16 protein-coding genes are annotated in these 15,848 nt (G+C 66.1%); 2 read left to right on the plus strand and 14 right to left on the minus strand.

Annotation, left to right across the window (positions count from 1 at the left end; all coding sequences use genetic code 11):
• Window positions 1–822: alpha/beta hydrolase (locus N5D45_RS19740; protein ID WP_279939493.1), on the minus strand; the 822-nt coding region annotated here is incomplete at its 3' end.
• Window positions 823–1,008: 186 nt separating this feature from the next.
• Here N5D45_RS19740 and N5D45_RS19745 point away from each other — a divergent pair.
• Window positions 1,009–1,395, plus strand: a complete 387-nt coding sequence (locus N5D45_RS19745; protein ID WP_057503791.1) for a hypothetical protein — start codon at window positions 1,009–1,011, stop codon at window positions 1,393–1,395.
• Window positions 1,396–1,464: 69 nt separating this feature from the next.
• Here N5D45_RS19745 and N5D45_RS19750 read toward each other — a convergent pair whose 3' ends face one another.
• The 13 genes from N5D45_RS19750 to N5D45_RS19810 form a co-directional block, all read right to left on the minus strand.
• The gene (locus tag N5D45_RS19750) at window positions 1,465–2,178 is read right to left on the minus strand and encodes a DUF2968 domain-containing protein (protein ID WP_053443198.1); all 714 of its coding nucleotides are present in this window, start codon (window positions 2,176–2,178) and stop codon (window positions 1,465–1,467) included.
• A gap of 99 nt (window positions 2,179–2,277) precedes the next feature.
• Window positions 2,278–4,437, minus strand: a complete 2,160-nt coding sequence (locus tag N5D45_RS19755; protein WP_279939494.1) for a TadG family pilus assembly protein — start codon at window positions 4,435–4,437, stop codon at window positions 2,278–2,280.
• Between the two features lie 8 nt (window positions 4,438–4,445).
• The gene (locus tag N5D45_RS19760) at window positions 4,446–4,904 is read right to left on the minus strand and encodes a DUF3613 domain-containing protein (RefSeq protein WP_053443197.1); all 459 of its coding nucleotides are present in this window, start codon (window positions 4,902–4,904) and stop codon (window positions 4,446–4,448) included.
• Window positions 4,901–5,797, minus strand: coding sequence for a hypothetical protein (locus tag N5D45_RS19765; RefSeq protein WP_010485125.1), 897 nt, complete (start codon window positions 5,795–5,797; stop codon window positions 4,901–4,903). The genes N5D45_RS19760 and N5D45_RS19765 overlap by 4 nt, the downstream gene beginning before the upstream one ends.
• Entirely contained in the window at window positions 5,797–6,732 is a 936-nt protein-coding gene (locus N5D45_RS19770; protein WP_010485128.1) for a type II secretion system F family protein, read from the minus strand. The genes N5D45_RS19765 and N5D45_RS19770 overlap by 1 nt, the downstream gene beginning before the upstream one ends.
• A gap of 28 nt (window positions 6,733–6,760) precedes the next feature.
• Window positions 6,761–7,717 (minus strand): type II secretion system F family protein, encoded by a 957-nt coding sequence (locus tag N5D45_RS19775; RefSeq protein WP_049410331.1) that lies wholly within the window; start codon window positions 7,715–7,717, stop codon window positions 6,761–6,763.
• Between the two features lie 2 nt (window positions 7,718–7,719).
• Window positions 7,720–9,069 (minus strand): CpaF family protein, encoded by a 1,350-nt coding sequence (locus tag N5D45_RS19780; protein WP_109815104.1) that lies wholly within the window; start codon window positions 9,067–9,069, stop codon window positions 7,720–7,722.
• Window positions 9,054–10,310 (minus strand): fimbrial protein, encoded by a 1,257-nt coding sequence (locus N5D45_RS19785; protein WP_049455076.1) that lies wholly within the window; start codon window positions 10,308–10,310, stop codon window positions 9,054–9,056. The genes N5D45_RS19780 and N5D45_RS19785 overlap by 16 nt, the downstream gene beginning before the upstream one ends.
• Before the next feature lie 27 nt (window positions 10,311–10,337).
• Window positions 10,338–11,696 (minus strand): type II and III secretion system protein family protein, encoded by a 1,359-nt coding sequence (locus N5D45_RS19790; protein WP_010485136.1) that lies wholly within the window; start codon window positions 11,694–11,696, stop codon window positions 10,338–10,340.
• A gap of 18 nt (window positions 11,697–11,714) precedes the next feature.
• Entirely contained in the window at window positions 11,715–12,752 is a 1,038-nt protein-coding gene (cpaB, locus tag N5D45_RS19795) for a Flp pilus assembly protein CpaB (protein ID WP_043402488.1), read from the minus strand.
• Window positions 12,753–12,775: 23 nt separating this feature from the next.
• Window positions 12,776–13,252 (minus strand): TadE/TadG family type IV pilus assembly protein, encoded by a 477-nt coding sequence (locus tag N5D45_RS19800; protein ID WP_010485140.1) that lies wholly within the window; start codon window positions 13,250–13,252, stop codon window positions 12,776–12,778.
• Complete coding sequence (locus N5D45_RS19805; protein ID WP_019337869.1) at window positions 13,249–13,794, minus strand: A24 family peptidase; 546 nt, start codon at window positions 13,792–13,794, stop codon at window positions 13,249–13,251. The genes N5D45_RS19800 and N5D45_RS19805 overlap by 4 nt, the downstream gene beginning before the upstream one ends.
• Window positions 13,795–13,859: 65 nt before the next feature.
• Window positions 13,860–14,051, minus strand: coding sequence for a Flp family type IVb pilin (locus N5D45_RS19810; protein WP_057503793.1), 192 nt, complete (start codon window positions 14,049–14,051; stop codon window positions 13,860–13,862).
• Window positions 14,052–14,737: 686 nt separating this feature from the next.
• On the opposite strand from N5D45_RS19810, the gene N5D45_RS19815 reads away from it, so the two are divergent.
• Window positions 14,738–15,718, plus strand: coding sequence for a helix-turn-helix domain-containing protein (locus N5D45_RS19815; protein WP_010485148.1), 981 nt, complete (start codon window positions 14,738–14,740; stop codon window positions 15,716–15,718).
• Window positions 15,719–15,848 lie beyond the last annotated feature (130 nt).

Genomic DNA, 15,848 nt, shown 5'->3' on the forward strand with positions numbered 1-15,848 from the left:
TTTGCGTGCGAACGCCAGCAGGTCGGCGTTGAACTGGTCGGCGTGGGTAACGGTCAGGCCGTGCGGCGCACCGGGGTACACCTTCAACTCGGCGTCCTTGATGATCTGCGAGGACAGCTTGGCCGAGGCATCGAACGGCACGATCTGGTCGTCATCACCGTGCACGACCAGCGCCGGCACATCGATCTTCTTCAGGTCCTCGGTGTAGTCCACTTCCGAGAACTCGTGCACGCAGTCGTACTGACCCTTGACGCCACCGAGCATGCCCTGCAGCCAGAACGCATCACGCATGCCCTGGGTAACGGTGTTGCCGTCGCGGTTGGCGCCGAAGAACGGCGTGGTCAGGTCCTTGAAGAACTGCGAGCGGTCACCGCCGGTGCCTTTGCGGATGCCGTCGAAGACTTCCAACGGGGTGCCGGCCGGGTTGGCTTCGGTCTTCAGCATCAGCGGCGGCACCGCGCCGACCAGCACCACCTTGGCCACGCGCTTGCTGCCGTGGCGGCCGATGTAGTGGGCCACTTCGCCGCCACCGGTGGAATGGCCGACCAGGATCGCATCCTTCAGGTCCAGTGCTTCGATCACTGCGGCCAGGTCATCGGCGTAGGTGTCCATGTTGTTGCCGTCCCAGGTCTGGCTGGAGCGGCCGTGGCTGCGACGGTCGTGAGCGATCACGCGGAAGCCGTTCTGGCCCATGAACAGCATCTGCGGGTCCCAGGCATCGGACGACAGCGGCCAGCCGTGGGCGAACACGATCGGCTGGCCGGTACCCCAATCCTTGTAGAAGATGCGGGCGCCGTCGGCGACGGTGACGAAGTTGCTCATTGCGGTTTCCTTGGCGGAAGGGAGGGAAGGCACTGGCAGTTGTGCCGGTGCCTCCGGCAGTACAGCGCAGCGCCAGGCCGGCGACTTGCACGGCTGTGCTGGATTACACCGGATGTGACGCATATCGCTCTGGCACGAAGCCGTTCCGGCATTGAGGATGGCGATAGCCCTGCTGAGGAGCCTGCGATGTTGAATGCGTGTTGGAGTCCACTGTTGTGCCTGCTGCTGGCCGCGGGCGCGCACGCTCAGACCAACGTCTACAAATGCGTGGACGGGCCGCATCCGGTCTACCAGCAGACGCCGTGCCAGGGGCATGCGGAATGGCGCTGGGAGGTGCCGGCGGAGCCGGCCTCAACGGGTGCAACCGTGGCCAAGGCGGCGAGCCCAGCCTCAAGCCGTCCGCGTGTGGTACCGCAGGCGCGTGCGCGGGCCGCACTGATATCGATCAGCGCGGATCCTGCCGCCTGTGAGCACGCGCGGCAGCAACGCGCAAAGGTGCTGGCCAATGGCAAGCGCATGGACTTCGTGCAGCGCCGGCAACTGGACGATGCCGTGCATGAGGCGTGCCGCTGAAACGAAATGGTGCCGGAAACGACAACGGCGCCCGCAGGCGCCGTTGGACAGGATGCGAGGTGCTGGACCTCAGCGACCGTCGCTGGCAGCCGCCGGTGCCGGCGAGGGCACGCTGTCCGGCTTGGGCAGGCTCAGCTCCGGGTTGCCCTGTTCCGCCTGCAGGATCTGGATGCGGCGCTGCAGGGAATCCAACTGGCTGTTGGTGCTCTGCACGTCGCTGCTCAGGCTGACCGCCTGCTGCTGGGCCTGCTGAAGGGCGGCGCTGACCTGGGCCGACTGTGCCTGCTGCTGTTCCATTTCCTGCTGCAGGGCGCGCAGGCGTTCCTCGTTGTAGGCCACCAGGCGCTCGGTATAGCGCTTGCCGGCCTCCAGGCGGGTGGTGTCGATGTAGACCTGGGCCAGCTGCTCGGACTGCTGCGCGAAGGTGCGGTAGACACGCTCGGCGTTGTCGACGGCATCGGTCTTGATCACCCGCCAGAAATTCTTCTCCTGGAACAGGGCGACGTAGTAGGTCAGGGTGTTGGCATTGAACAGCAGGCTGGCGCCGTAATTGCCGTTGTAGGTGGTGCGCAGCTCGGTCAGCTGGCGGGCATCCATCAGCTGCTTGAGCTCGTCAACGGTGTTGCGCACCACCGGTGCGGTACGTGCGGCCGGCTCTGCGGCTGCTTCGCGGTCGCTACGGGCAGCCATCGCCGCCGGTGCCACCAGCATCATGGTCACGGCCAGCAGTGCCGCGCCGCGCGCGTGCCGGGCGAAGACCGCGCCCCCTGAAGTTTCTCGCATGTCTAGACCATCCACGGATGAGTGTGGGTTGAGATGAAGGTGGTTCCCCGCCGGGAGTCTAGCATGTGCGCGGGCGCCGCCAAGGGCGCCCGTCACGGGTCAGTAGACCAGTTGTGCGGGCGTGCACTGGATGGACTGGACATGCACATCCGTACGGCCCAGTTCCAGGCCCAGTACCTGGGCCAGCAGCGAGCGCAGCAGCGAGCCGACACTGTTGAGCAGCGGCTTCAGGACGTCCAGGGCGGGCTTCAGCAGGAAGCACAGCAGGCCCGAACAACTGACCGGGCCATTGCCGGGGGCGGTGACGCCGTCGCCGGCGAACTGGTCCAGGAACCCGGCATCGGCGGTCTGCAGGTAGGAAGTCAGGTTGTACTTCATGCAATTGTTGTAGGTGGTGTCATCCAGGGCGCCGATCAGGCTGTTGCACTGCTTGACCAGCAGCCCACCCACAAGCGCTCCCAGGACGCCATCGAGGAGCCCCGAGCCAACCCCGGTCACTGCGTTGCGGAATCCTTGCCAGACCTTGCCGTCGACCATGCAGGTCACCAGCACACAGCTGGTCGGTACCCCCTTGGTGATGTCCCAGTTTCCCAGTGGTTTCAATCCCTGCGTACTGTCTCCGAATTCCAGCAGCTTGATGGTTGCGTCGACATCGTATCGCTTGCGACCAACGTTGGCTGCTTTCAGGTAGCGATCGGCCAACTGCGCTGCGGTCGAGCCCTGGCTCATGCCATCGTCGCGCGGATCGAGCACCCCGGACAGTACGCGCAGCAGTTCGCTGACCAGCTCGGACACGGCGGTGCCCACCTCCAGGGAGTTGACCTGGGTTGAACCGGTCGCGCCGGCGGGGAGGGTGAGGCTTTGCGTGTCGGTCAGCGTATTGACCTTGATGCTGTCATTTATCAACGGGGCGCCGAGCAGTGTCAGCATCTGTTCCTTCTGCAGGGTGTCGCCACAGACATTCTGCTTGGAAAACCGCTCGCTGTCGGCCACCTTGCCGACGCAGGCGCGCAGCACGGAGGACTCGACCTTGATCGTCGCCGTGGGAGGCGTGCTGCCACATTGCAGGCTGGTCAGGGTCGCCATTGCATTGGTCACGTCTGCATGGACCGGCAGCTTCAGGCGGATGCCCAGCAGTGAAAGTACGCCGCCTGCAACGGGGATGTTGTTGGTGTCGATGTCGAGGAAGACGCGGATCTGCGCGTTGTAGGCGCGCGAGCCAATGCCTCCGATGGCGATCGACGGCGGCTCCACCACGGCGGCTTTCGCATTGACCAGGCCCAACAGGTTGAGGTCATTGACCGAGACCGCGCGGCCGCCATTGGCTATGCTGATGCTGGTCCCTATGAGGTCCAGCACATTGACATCGGCCTGCAGCGCGCTGGAAATCGTTCCATCCGGCGCGACCACGCGTGCGAACAAGCCGCCGCCGCTGTCATCGGAGCCGAGTTTCACCTCCAGCTGCTTGAGGTCGATGCCCTGCACGACCAGGGCATTCTCCAGCGCACTCAGGTCCACGTGGGCAACGCCCTGCTGGGTGAGCAGGTCAACGGTCGCCTGAAGGATCTTGCCCAGCTTGACCTTGCGGCCCGCCAGCAGATTGTTGAGCTCGGCCACGCCCATGTTGACGTCAATCGGAATGCCCAGTGCCTGCAGCAGTCCGTTCGGGGTGATATGCGCCTGTGCAAGGCCGTCGTAGCCGAGCAGGGTGGTCTTGTCGAGGTCGGCACCCACCAGTTTCAGGACATTTCCCAGTGGCGTGTTGCCGTTGATGCGGAGCAGTTGCGAGCCGACACTGAAAACCGCCGTGGGCTCTGCACGGCGCGCCACGGCCTGGGCGGTCACGGTCGGCAGGCTGCTGTTCTGCCCGAAGAAGGGAAGCACCGCGCGGCGGGTGATGACACGAACGGCGTTGCGTTGATTCGCAGCATCGACGGCCGGGCTGAAGTGACCCTCGGTGGCCCGGGTCACGTTCCAGTTTCCGCAACGGATTTCCAGGCTCCCAGCGAACCTGTTCTGGGTGAGTGCGCTCTGCCGCGCAGCACTGTTGTCGCTGTTGTCCGAGGTGCACAGCTCCAGCCGTTGCGCTCCCGCCAGTGCGGCCAGATCAGCGACTTTCTGCGCATCGCGCTTGGCCCAGAACAGGTAACCGATCTCGATCAGGCCCAGCATCGCCAGCAACGCCAGCATGACCAGCATCATGGTGATCGACATGCCGCCCCGTGGGCGGCTGAAACTGAACTGGCGTGGGCGTTTCATGGCCTACCTCAGCGTCCGGATGAGGATGATCCCTTGGACTTGGCGACATCGGTTTCAAAGAAGTCCGGGATCTCGTGTTCGAAGCTCTTCATGTAGCGGGCGTAGCTCAGCGTCGCCTGGTCGCCGAGGATCGGCAGGTGCTGCCCGGCCTGTTGCCCCGATGCCTGCAGGCGGAACAGGTTGCGCGTGGTATCGCCGATCTGGCTGCGGCCGGGTCGCGCGGCTGCAGCATTGCCATCGGTGATGGCCACTGCTGCGGGCGCCGCCTGCGGCACCGGTGCTGGCGGGGCCATCAGGTCCACGGTGGCCAGTGACTCGGACTGCAGCGGCTGCGGCGTCGGCACAGCCGGCGTGCTGCCGCCAAGCATCTGACCGGTCAGCGGCTGTTGCTGCGCCTGCACGGCAGTGGCCGGTAACAGGCAGATCAGAACGGGCAGCAGGCGTCGGGTCAGGGGCGTCGCGGTCATGGTGTGTTCCCGTTCGGGTGGTCGGAGGTGCTGAAGCGTTCCAGCATCGAGGGCGGCAGGCGCTGCGGATCGCGTTCGTCGCGGCTGTCGCGGCGTGGTTCCGCCGCCAGTCGCGTGGCGGCGGGCGGGTTGCCGACGGCATCTCTGGCGAGAGCACGCGCAGTGGCCGGCACGGCTGCGGCAGCGGCCGATGCGGCCTGGCGTTGCTGCAGGCGGGCACGGATCTGCGCCGCCTGCTGCTGGATGCTGAGCCGGGTCTCGTCGTTGAGGTTGGCCTGCTGGGCGAGGCGTTCGGCGGTGGTGGTGTCGCCACGCAGCACCGCCCACAGCGCGAGGTTGGCAGTGGCCTTGGCATTGCCCGGCGACAGCTCCAGCGCCTTGGCCAGGGGTTCGCGCGCGCGCTCGAACTGCCCGGCGCGCAGCCGCGCATAGCCGAGGTCGCCGAGATAGCTTGTATTCAATGGCTGCAGTTCGGTCGCCCGCGCCAGTGCCTGCTCACTGCCGGCGTCGTCGTCGCGGCGCGCGGCAATCAGGCCCAGGCCATGTGCGGCCGCGGCAGCCTGGGGACCACTGGAAAGATCGCGGTACAGGGCGATCGCAGCATCGGCCTGGCCGGTCTCGCGCAGCGCGTCGGCCTGCAGCAGACGCAATGCCGGAGGATCGCCGTAGCGCTGACGGAAGGCGTCGACGTGGGCGAGCGAGGCATACCATGCGCCTTGCTGCTGCATGCGTTCGATCAGCTCCAGGTAGGCATTGCGGCTGTCCTGCGGCGCCGGTTCGGGCGCGGCCAGGCTGGGCGCGCGCAGGTACTTCGGTGTGGTCGATGCACAGCCGCTGGCGCCGGCAACGGCGGCCAGGGCAACAATCAGGCAGGAAGTGCGCAGGGCAGGCATCAGGGGGACCCCATCTTGGACATGGTAGTGGCCAGCGCGACCAGCGCCGGGCCGGCAAGGACCAGCATCAGCGCTGGCAGCAGGGTCAGCATCATCACCACGGTCATCTTCACCGAGAGCTTGCCGACCTTTTCCTTCAGCGTGTTGCGACGCTGTTCGCGCAGGCGGATGCTGAACTGCCGCAGCGGCTCCTGCACCGCGCCACCATGGGCGTGCACCTGCAGGATCAGCTGCATCAGGCTGGTCAGGTCATCGTCTGCATAGACCTCGCTCAGCCGGCGCAGCGACTGCGCGCGCGTGCGGCCATGGGTATAGGCGACGTTGGCCTCCTGCAGCTCGCCGCCGAGGACCGGCAATGCATCGCGCAGCTTGTCGCCGAGCGTCTGCAGGCTCTGGTCCATGCTGAAGCCCACGCCCTGCAGCAGGCGCAGCAGGTCGATCAGCAGCGGCAGCTCGTTGTCGACCGCGCGCCGACGGCGCTTCACCCAGGAGGAGAGAATGAACTTGGGCAGCAGCAGGCCAGCGGCCAATGCGCCGATGATCACCATGATCCTGGCCAGCCCGGTGACGCTGCTGAATGTCAGCACCAGTGCCAGCACCAGCACGGCCAGCAGCAGGCGCAGGCCGAGGTAGATGGCCGTACCGCGGCGGGTGTTCCACCCGGCCAGATCCAACAGCAGCCGGTCTTCATTGGCCAGCAATGCCGCTTCCAGGCGGCCGCCGCTGAGGGCACGGCCGAAGCGTTCGAGCCAGCCCAGCGAATCGTGCCGTGCAGGTTCGGGGTCACGGGACGCCTCGCGCGGCTGCAGGGCGGTCTTCAACGTGGCCGTTGTACGCTGCTCACGATGGCTGCGTACCCAGCCGCCGATACCCAGCAGGGCGATACCTGCAGCCAGTACGAGCAGGGAGAGGGCGAACCAGGCGCTGGCGCTCATCGGTCGTCTCCGGCGGGGCGGGGGTGGTTCATAGCGATTTGGCCAGGCGATACAGCAGGAAGCCACCGACAAGCTCCATGCCCAGTGCAAGCAGCAGGATCTTGTGGCCAAGCGGATCGTGCAGCACCGGCTGGAAGAAGTCCGGGCTGGCGATCGCCATCAGCACCGCGCAGGCCGGTGGCAGCAGGCCCAGCACCCAGGCTGACATGCGCGTCTCCGAGGTCGTTGCCGCAAGCTCCTGCTGGGCCTGTTCCAGATCGCGCATGAAATCGCCCATGCGCTGCAGGATCTGGTCGGAGCGCCCGCCGATGCGCACGCTGACACCGATCACCACCGACAACACCTTCAACACATCCATGCGATAGGGATGCGAGGCCTGTGCGAGTGCACGGTCCAGCTCCATGCCACTGCGCGCAAAGCGCACCGTAGTGTCCAGCAGCCCGCGCAACGGCGCGCTGGTCTGCATCGAAGCAACCTGGAACGCGGCCTGCAGGCTGTTGCCCAGTGCCGTCAGCCGCACCAGGTTGTCGAGGAAGTCCGGCAGCTGATGCAGCAGTTGCGCACGCAGCTTCGTGGTCCGCCGCATCACCCACAGCCAGCAGCCAAGCAGGTACAGCAGCAGGGTCAGCGGAAACATCCATGCGGTGCCCAGCCGCAGCATCGCCACCACCGACAGTACCAGCCCCGGTACCAGCAGCATGATGGGAATTTTCCAGCCGGTCTGCAGCCCTGCGCGCTGCAGCAGGCCATCCAGCGGCAGCACGCGACGCCCGGTGCTGGCGGGCCGCGCCGGATCGTTGGCAGCGGTGACGGATGGCCCGGCGGGTGCTCCGCCCGTGGCGCTTCCGCGCGAAAGCTGCTGCTCGGCGTGCCGCATTGAAACCTGGCGTTGTTCACGGCTGCTGGCCGTGCCCCACAGCCAGGCTGCCAGCGCCAGCAGCACCGCGATGATGCTCAACATGCCCAGCAGCGCGCCGGTTCCCATGCTCAGAAGTCTCCGTAGAGCGATTCGCGCAGTTCTTGGCGGAACGGTTCCAGCTTGTGTGAGTGCGGATGGAAGCCCAGCCCGACCCAGCGATCGATCTCTTTGCCGTTGCCGTCGATCTGCAGCTCGTGGCGGAACATTTCCTGGGTGGTGATCAGGTTGTCGCTCACACCGGTGATCTCGGTGATCGATACCAGCACGCGGCGCCCGCTGCCCAGGCGCGAGATCTGCACGATGAAGTCGATGGCACTGGCGATCTGCCGGCGCAGGCTGTCCTCGCTGCCCTGGAAGCCGGCAAAGCCGGCCAGCATCTCGATCCGGTACAGGCAGTCGCGCGGTGAGTTGGCGTGGATGGTGGCCATCGAGCCGTCGTGGCCGGTGTTCATTGCCTGCAGCATTTCCAGGACCTCGGCGCCGCGCACCTCGCCCACCACGATGCGGTCGGGGCGCATGCGCAGGCTGTTGCGGACCAGATCGCGGATGCTGACCGCACCGTGGCCTTCGGCGCCACCGATACGGCTTTCCAGGCGGACCACATGCGGGTGGTTGAGCGAGAGCTCGGCGGTGTCCTCGACGGTGATCACGCGCTCGTTCGCGGGGACGTAGCTGGCCAGGGCGTTCAGCAGCGAGGTCTTGCCGGAGCTGGTGCCGCCGGATACCAGGATGTTGCAGCGGCCCAGCACCATCGCCTTCAGCAAGGCCTGCATCGGCGCATCGAAGGTGCCCTTGGCCAGCAGTTCATCGGGGGTGAACGGGTCCTTGCGGAACTTGCGGATGGACACCATCGGTCCATCCACCGCCAGTGGCGAGATGATCGCGTTGAGACGGCCGCCGTTGGGCAGGCGCGCATCGACCATCGGATTGGAGTCATCCAGCCGGCGCCCAAGCGGGGCGAGGATGCGGCGCAGGATGCGCAGCAGATGCGTATCGTCGGTGAAGCGCTGGGTGGCCCGCTTGAGCTGGCCGCCCTGGGACACGTGCACATCCTTGAAACCGTTGATCAGGATGTCTTCGATGGACGCGTCGTGCAGCAGGTCGTCCAGCGGGCCAAAGCCGGTCAGCTCCTTGACCAGGCCGTTGGCCACCACCTGCATTTCCTCTTCGTTGATCGGGATGCGCCACTCCTGGATGAAGCCCACCGTCTGCACCTGCACCCAACGGGCGATGGTGTCGGGGGCCCAGGAATCGATGTCGATGCGCTCGTCCTCGATGCTGTTGAGCAGGTGCTCATGCGCGGCCGAGAGCACCTTCTGGTACTGCTCGGTCTGCGCGAACGGCTGGTGGCCCGGCGAGCTTTCGGGCAGCACCGGCCGGGCAACGGCATGCGGGAACGGGGTTACCTTGTCTTCCATTGCGATCCACCCAGGGCAAGGGAGAGTCTTTCCCGCAGGCCCTGCGCCTGGACCGGGCAAGCAGCCGGATCCAGGCGCGAAACCAGCGGAGCGAGGGCACGCAGGTAGGGGTCGCGCGGTGCATCCTGCAGCAGCAGGTGGCCCTGGCTGGCAGCCAGGCGCACGCGCGGTCGTTCGGGAAGCGTCGCCAGCAGGGGCACCTCGAAGCGGCGCGCGATCTGCTCCGGGCTCATGCCGCTGCTGTCATCGTGGCGATTGATCACCAGCTGCAGGCGCTTCTCGCGTTCGCGCTGCCCGGCAAGATGCTTCAGTGCCTGGTCGAGCGACACCAGTGTGGCGATGGAGGCATCGGTGACCAGCCAGATCTCGTCGGCCTGGTCCAGCAGCAGCGGCGGCAGCTGACGCAGCGGGCAGCCACCGGCATCACACAGCACGCTGGCGAACACGGTGCGCAGGCGCTGCAGCAACGCACCCGGATCGGACGGCGGTACCGCATCGCTGCCGCTGGCGCGGTCCAGCAGCACCAGCCCGGAATCGTGACGGGCCATGGCCGTGCGGGCGAGGGTGGCATCGATGCGGCTGGCGTTGCGCAGCGCGTCTTCGTAATGGAAGCGGCTGTCCAGGTTGAGGTACAGCGCGAGGTCACCCGAAGGCTGGGCCAGCTCCATCAGCAGGCCGTCCTGATGCAGTGCCTCGCCCTGTGCCAGCGCACGGGTCTGCTGTGCCAGCACCGAGAGATGTGCGGCCAGCGTACTGGTGCCGACCCCGGCGCGCACGCCCAGCAGCACGATCAGGCGCGCCTTGTGCGCGTGCTGCGCGGCGGCAGCCGGTCGTGGCGACAGGGCGCGGCGCAGCGCGGCCTCGATGCCGACGTTGTCGCTGTCCAGATCCAGCACATCACGCAGGCCCGCCCGCAATGCGATGACGACGCCTTCCACCTGGCCGGCGCTGGTGGCACCGACGGCAACCAATGCCAGATCCGGCTCTGTCTGTTGCAGTTGCTGCGCCAGCACGCTGGAGGCGGCCGCATGCTCGGGGCGGAAATCGAGCAGCACAAGGCTCTGCGGCCCACGTTGCAGATCCTGGGCGGAGGTCGGCGTACTGCTGTCCTGCCAGTGCAGGGTAGTGGTCGGCGGCAGTTTGGCCGCCAGCCGGGGCAGCAGTTCGCGATCCATTCCATACAGGACCAGGTTCATCGGCGGTCCTTGCGGATGCAGCGGCTGGGCAGTGGCATAGGGCATGGGCGTGGTATCGCAGGCATCATGGAATCAGCGTGAGAAGCCGGGCACCGGGTCCTGGCTGATCGGACCCAGCAGCCAGGCGCCCCATTCGGGCATGTGCGGCTTGGCTTCGCGGTCGCCGGGCAGTGGCAGGTCGGTGTTGCGTGCCAGCGGCTTCACCAAGCGTGGCGTGACGATGATCACCAGTTCCTTGTCCTGGCGCTTGTAGTCGAAGTTGCGGAAGAACGAGCCGATGATCGGCAGGTCACCCAGCAGCGGGATCTTGCCGACGCTGGACACCACGTTGGAACTGACCAGGCCACCGATCACGAAGCTCTCGCCATCGCCCAGCTCGACCGTGGTGTCGGCACGGCGGGTGGTGATCGAGGGAATCTGCACGCCGTTGAGCGCGATGGCGTTGCTGTAGTCCAGGTCACTGGCTTCCGGTGCGACTTTCAGGGCGATGCGGTTCGGCGCCAGTACCGTCGGTGTCACGGTCAGGCCGATGCCGAAGGGCTTGTAGGTGATCGTCGTGGTGCCCAGCCCCTGCGGTTCCAGGATCGGCAGCTCGCCGCCGGCCAGGAAACTGGCGCTCTGCCCGGACAGCGCGACCAGTGTCGGCTCGGCCAGCACGCGCGCCATGCCATTGCTCTGCAGCAGGTCGACGTCGGCATTCCACAGGCCCTTGGTCGAGCCGAACACCAGGCGGAAGGCCGAAGAAATGGGCGATTCGGCTTCGTTGCCGGAGTTGCCTTCCTTCATGCCGGGCAGGATGCCGGTGTTGCCCGGCAACTGGCCGCCCGGGCGGGCGAAGCCGTAGGCGAAGTTGCCATTGCGGTTCTGGAAGCTGATGCCGATCTGCTTCAGTGCGGTCTTGTTGAACTCGACCACCTTGACCTCGACCTGGACCACGCCGCCGCTGCTGACCGTCGACGCATCGGCAAGCAGCCCCTCCTTGCCCAGCGCCATGGCGGCGGTCTTCTGTTCCTGCATGTGCGAGAGCACGCTGTCGGTGCTTCCCTGCAGCAGGCCCTGATTGTCCTGCTGGGTGAATACCAGCCCGTTCGCGCCGGTGTCGGCCGCACCCTGCACCGCGCTTTGTACCCGCACCTGCAGGCGCTGTGGTTCGGCCTGCTTTCGGTGCCAGAGCAGGAGCGTGGTAGTGCCCGGCGCCTTGCCGACCAGCAATGCCTGGCGCTGGCCGCGCAGCATCACGATATCGGCCACGCCCGGATCGGCAATGGCGACCCGCTCCAGATCGCCCGGCAGGGTCCAGGGACGCTGCTCACGCGCCTGCAGCACCAGGTCGTCGGCGGCCACGCTCGTCGCCGGTGCCAGCAGCACCAGCAGCAGGGCCAGCCAGCGCTGGCGGGGGGAAGGGCGTGGACTGCGGCGACGTTCGGTCATGGATGCGCTCGATGCAGGTCAAAGGGAACCACGGGGGGCGGAGCTGTCGCCTCGGATGATTTCGATACCCGATGCGCGCGGGGCACTGCGCCGCGGTGCGGGTGCGCGTGCCGGGGCATCCTGGGCGCTGCGCGCCGGTGTGTTGCTGCGCCCGGCCAACGCATCGCCGTCGATGCCGGCGAAGGCGTGATTCTCTGGCCGTTGCAGCGCAAGCTGCTGCTCCGCATCAAGCCCCCGCAGCGGATCGATCACCCCGCGTGCCTGCGGGAACAGCGCCAGATCGGGCTGGCCGGAATCGGCAGGGTTGCGCAGGGCCAGGAACAGCTTGCCCTGCTGTGCACCCAGCAGCAGCCGGTTGGCGTCGGCCACCGGTACCGCCAGTACCGCGCTGCGTGCGGGCTGGGCAGTCTCGCTGCCCGTGCTCTGGGTGCTGCTGCTTCCGGTGATGTCAGCGGCGCGCGGATCGTTGCGGGCATCGGCTTCAGTGCTGGCAACAGCGTCATGGTTGGCCGGGGCGATGTCCTGCTGGCCATAGCTGAGCACGCGCAGGCGTGACAACAGCAGGCGCGTCTGTGCTGCATCGGCCGGGCCGCTGGCGCTGGATTGGGCAGTGCGCAGGTTGAGGAACACGTCGACGAAATCACCCGGAAGGATGCGGTTGCCGGCACCCACCAGCTCGTCCACCGGGACCGCGAGTGCGCGTTCCCCGGGGCGCAGCTGCAGCGAGAATCCCTGCGCGAGTGCATTGCTGCTGATCGCCGTGCCTTCGGCGATGTCCTGCACCGGTACCTTTCCTACCACGGCGGAAATGCTGGTGGCGGCACCGGCAACCGGGGCGCTGCGCTGTGCCAGACGCAATCCGTTGGCAGAGATCGGTTCGCCGGCCGGCAGGCGTGCCACCGCCTCCACCACGGTGATCGCCTGGGCATCGCTCCGCGCGACCGGGGCAACCGTGGCCGGCGCGGCCTGCTTGCGCCCGATCATCAAGGCGATCACCGCCAGCAGCACGGCCAGCCCGATCAGGGCGACGGCAGCAATGCGGGTCAACTTGAGCATGGAACCGTCTCCTGTACCGAACGTCAGTTGCCGCTGCCGAGGTCGAGCTGAGCGACCGCGACGCTGCGGATGGGAGCCCGCATCACCCACTTGTAGAGCGTGGCGGTGCCGGGCAGGAAGGGGTGGCTTGCGTAGTCGTAGCTGACTGTCACGGTCATGCACTGGGCGCTGGCCAGTCCGGCGCAGGGGGCCTGCGCCGAAACCAGAATGGCGTTGCTTCCGCCATTGCTGCAGTCGACCGGCTGACCCGAGAAGTTCAGCAGCCACTGCATCGAACTGCGCGCCGCAACACAGGCTGCAGTACGGCGTTCGTTGGCGCTGCCATAGCGCAGCGATGCGCGCGCACCCTCGGCCGAGGCGGTTGCCAGGGTCTGCTGGGCCGCCATGATCATCACGCCGGAGAACGTGAACAACAGCAGTGGCAGCAGGCCCAGCATCAGCATCAGTGCGAACTCGATGCTGGCCACGCCGCGTTGCCGGCGTGGGTTCTGGATGTTCATGCCACACCTCCGTACGTGCTGATGAGGATCCAGGCGATGGCGGATACCGCCAGGTAGGCGGCGTAGGGAATGCCTTGGCGTCCCTGGCGGGCGCTCTGCATTCCGCGTAGCGCCGGGTGCGAATGCCATTGCGAACTCGCCCGATGCATATGGGCTTGAAGGCCGATGGGCAGTGCTGGACCCAACCGGCGTGATACCAGCACCAGTGCGGCATGTGCGCCCGCTGCCAGGCTGGCCGCGATCCAGATCGGCAGCAGTGCCTGCCAGCCCAGCATCAATCCCAGTACCGAAAAGAATTTGACATCGCCGGCGCCCATCCAGCGCACTGCATGGAAAGGCAGCAATGCGACCAGGCCGAGCGCCGCGCCGGCAATGTGGGAAGCCCACGGCAGGCGCGGCGCGTTGAACTGTCCGGCGATGAGCACGACAACGGTGATCGCGCATGCGGACAGCAGCCAGGCGTTGGGCACCCGACGGGCGTACAGATCGCTGATCGCGATCCGCAGGCACACACCGATGGCCAGCAATCCCAGCAGTGTCATCGCACCCTCCATTGTCCGTCAGTGGACGGTCAGCAGTTGCTGTCCCTGATCAGCCTGGGAGCGGCTCAGGCCGGTGGGTTGCCTGACGCCTTGTCGGCAAGCTTGGTGAGATTCTCAAAGAGCGTTTCGAAGAACTCCTTGATCTGCGTGCTGCCCAGTGCGATCAGGACACCCGCAATCACAGCCGCCAGCAGGCCGTACTCGAGTGCGGTAACGCCATCTTCTTCCTTCAGGAACTTGCGGATCGATGCATTCATGACGTTTGTCTCCCTTTACCTGTCTGCTACAGGACACCTGTTGGGCGGTGGCCCGGCTCCGCCGGGATCGTCCGTGGACCTCCGCACGTCCTGGCGGAGGAGGCACGGCGGGATGGACCCGCCATGCTCAAGCAGGGTGATCGATTCCAGGCGGGACGCCGTTCGCGCAACCGCGACCGCACGGCGCGGAGCCGTTGGTCGAAGTGTCGAGCGATACGTGCATGGTCATGCTGTCCCCCTGGGTGTGGTCATTATCAAAGACCGGATCACCGTGTCATCGACTTTGCCTGAATGGCGGCCGGCTGCAACCGGAACCTATATGCAAATTCGGCAGAATCCCTTCGGTCCTTAATTTTTCACGCGGGTTCTGTGACGGAAATCCGTTCGTTCGCAAAACGATTCATCGACGTGCAGATAATGTGAGGCGGGTTTTTCAGTTGCATGCGAAAACTGTGCCAAACACCACGACTTTGTTTTCACGTCTGTATCCATCTTATTCAATGCGGTGCAGATGTTTACCCCGTTGAATTATCGGGCATACTCGTATTCAAGTACTCGCGTTTCTTTTGGGGTGCGCACTTTGCTGGCGCGCATCCCGGCGATGGAAGAGATTCCATGAGAGGTGCGCGCCCTGTCAGGCAGTGGGGGCCGTATCGCACGACGGATAATCGGGGGACGACACTGTCATGGTCGATGGTGGGGTAGGAGACAGCGACGACAGCGGCCTGCGGTCGATCGACCTGGCGACGCTGAGCGGCGTGCTTCGTGTATGTGATGTCGAACTGCTACTGCTCGATGGCAATGGGCCGCGGGCGGCCTTCGCTTCACGCGTGCACGAGGAGGCGTTGTTCTGCAGCATCAGCTGTGGATTCCATTGCCGTGGACGATTCATGCTGCCGCCGGACTGGGCGATGCTGGGGTATCTGCACGCGACCGATGAAACCCTGAGCTGGTGCCACGGTGTACCGCTCGTACCTGGAATGGCGTTGACCGTGATGCCGGAGGGTATCAGCGAGTTCACCCTGAGCCCGGGCACGCACATGACCCTGATGCTGGTGCCGGTGGCGCGGGTGCAGCGCAAGCTGACCGAACTGAGCCTGCGCAGTACACCGCCGGCCGGACAGGCACTTTCGCTGTTCAATCTCGCCAGCGAGGCCGCCCCGCTGGCACAGCACTACCAGCAGCTGCACCTGCAGCTGGGCCAGGGCACGGGGCTGCAGCCTGAAGAAACCGAGCGGCTGTTGCACGAACATGTGCAGGCACTGCTGGGCGCGGGTTCCGCCGATCGCCCGGGTTGCAGCCGTGCGCGGCGCACGCATTATCTGATCGCACAGCGGGCGGAAAACTTCATGCGCCTCAACCTGCGCCGCAATATCTACATGAACGAGATCTGCGATGCTGCCGGTGTCAGCGAGCGTGGCCTGCGCTACGCGTTCGAGGACCTGTTCGGCACGTCGCCCAATCGTTATCTGTCGATGCTGCGCCTGTGCGCGGCCTGCCGCAGCCTGTCGATGGCTGATTCCAGCCGCCGTTCGGTCAAGGCCATCGCCCTCAGCTGTGGCCTGTGGGACCTGTCGCGCTTCGCCGACAACTACCGCAAGGTCTTCGGTGAACTGCCGCGTGACACGCTGATGCGCGCTCCCGCGCAGATCGGCCAGCCAGCTTGATTCAAGCCCCGTAAGGGTTTCCCGGCAGTTCCTGCCGGAATTGCATATCCGCTTGCCGATATGGTTGCCGCTTCTGCATAACCGGCTGCCGATTCCGACCGTGGATTTGCCGGAATGCGCGATTGCCGTG

Origin of the sequence: Stenotrophomonas sp. GD03819, from assembly GCF_029841665.1 — a bacterium.
Taxonomy (GTDB): Bacteria; Pseudomonadota; Gammaproteobacteria; order Xanthomonadales; family Xanthomonadaceae; genus Stenotrophomonas; species Stenotrophomonas geniculata.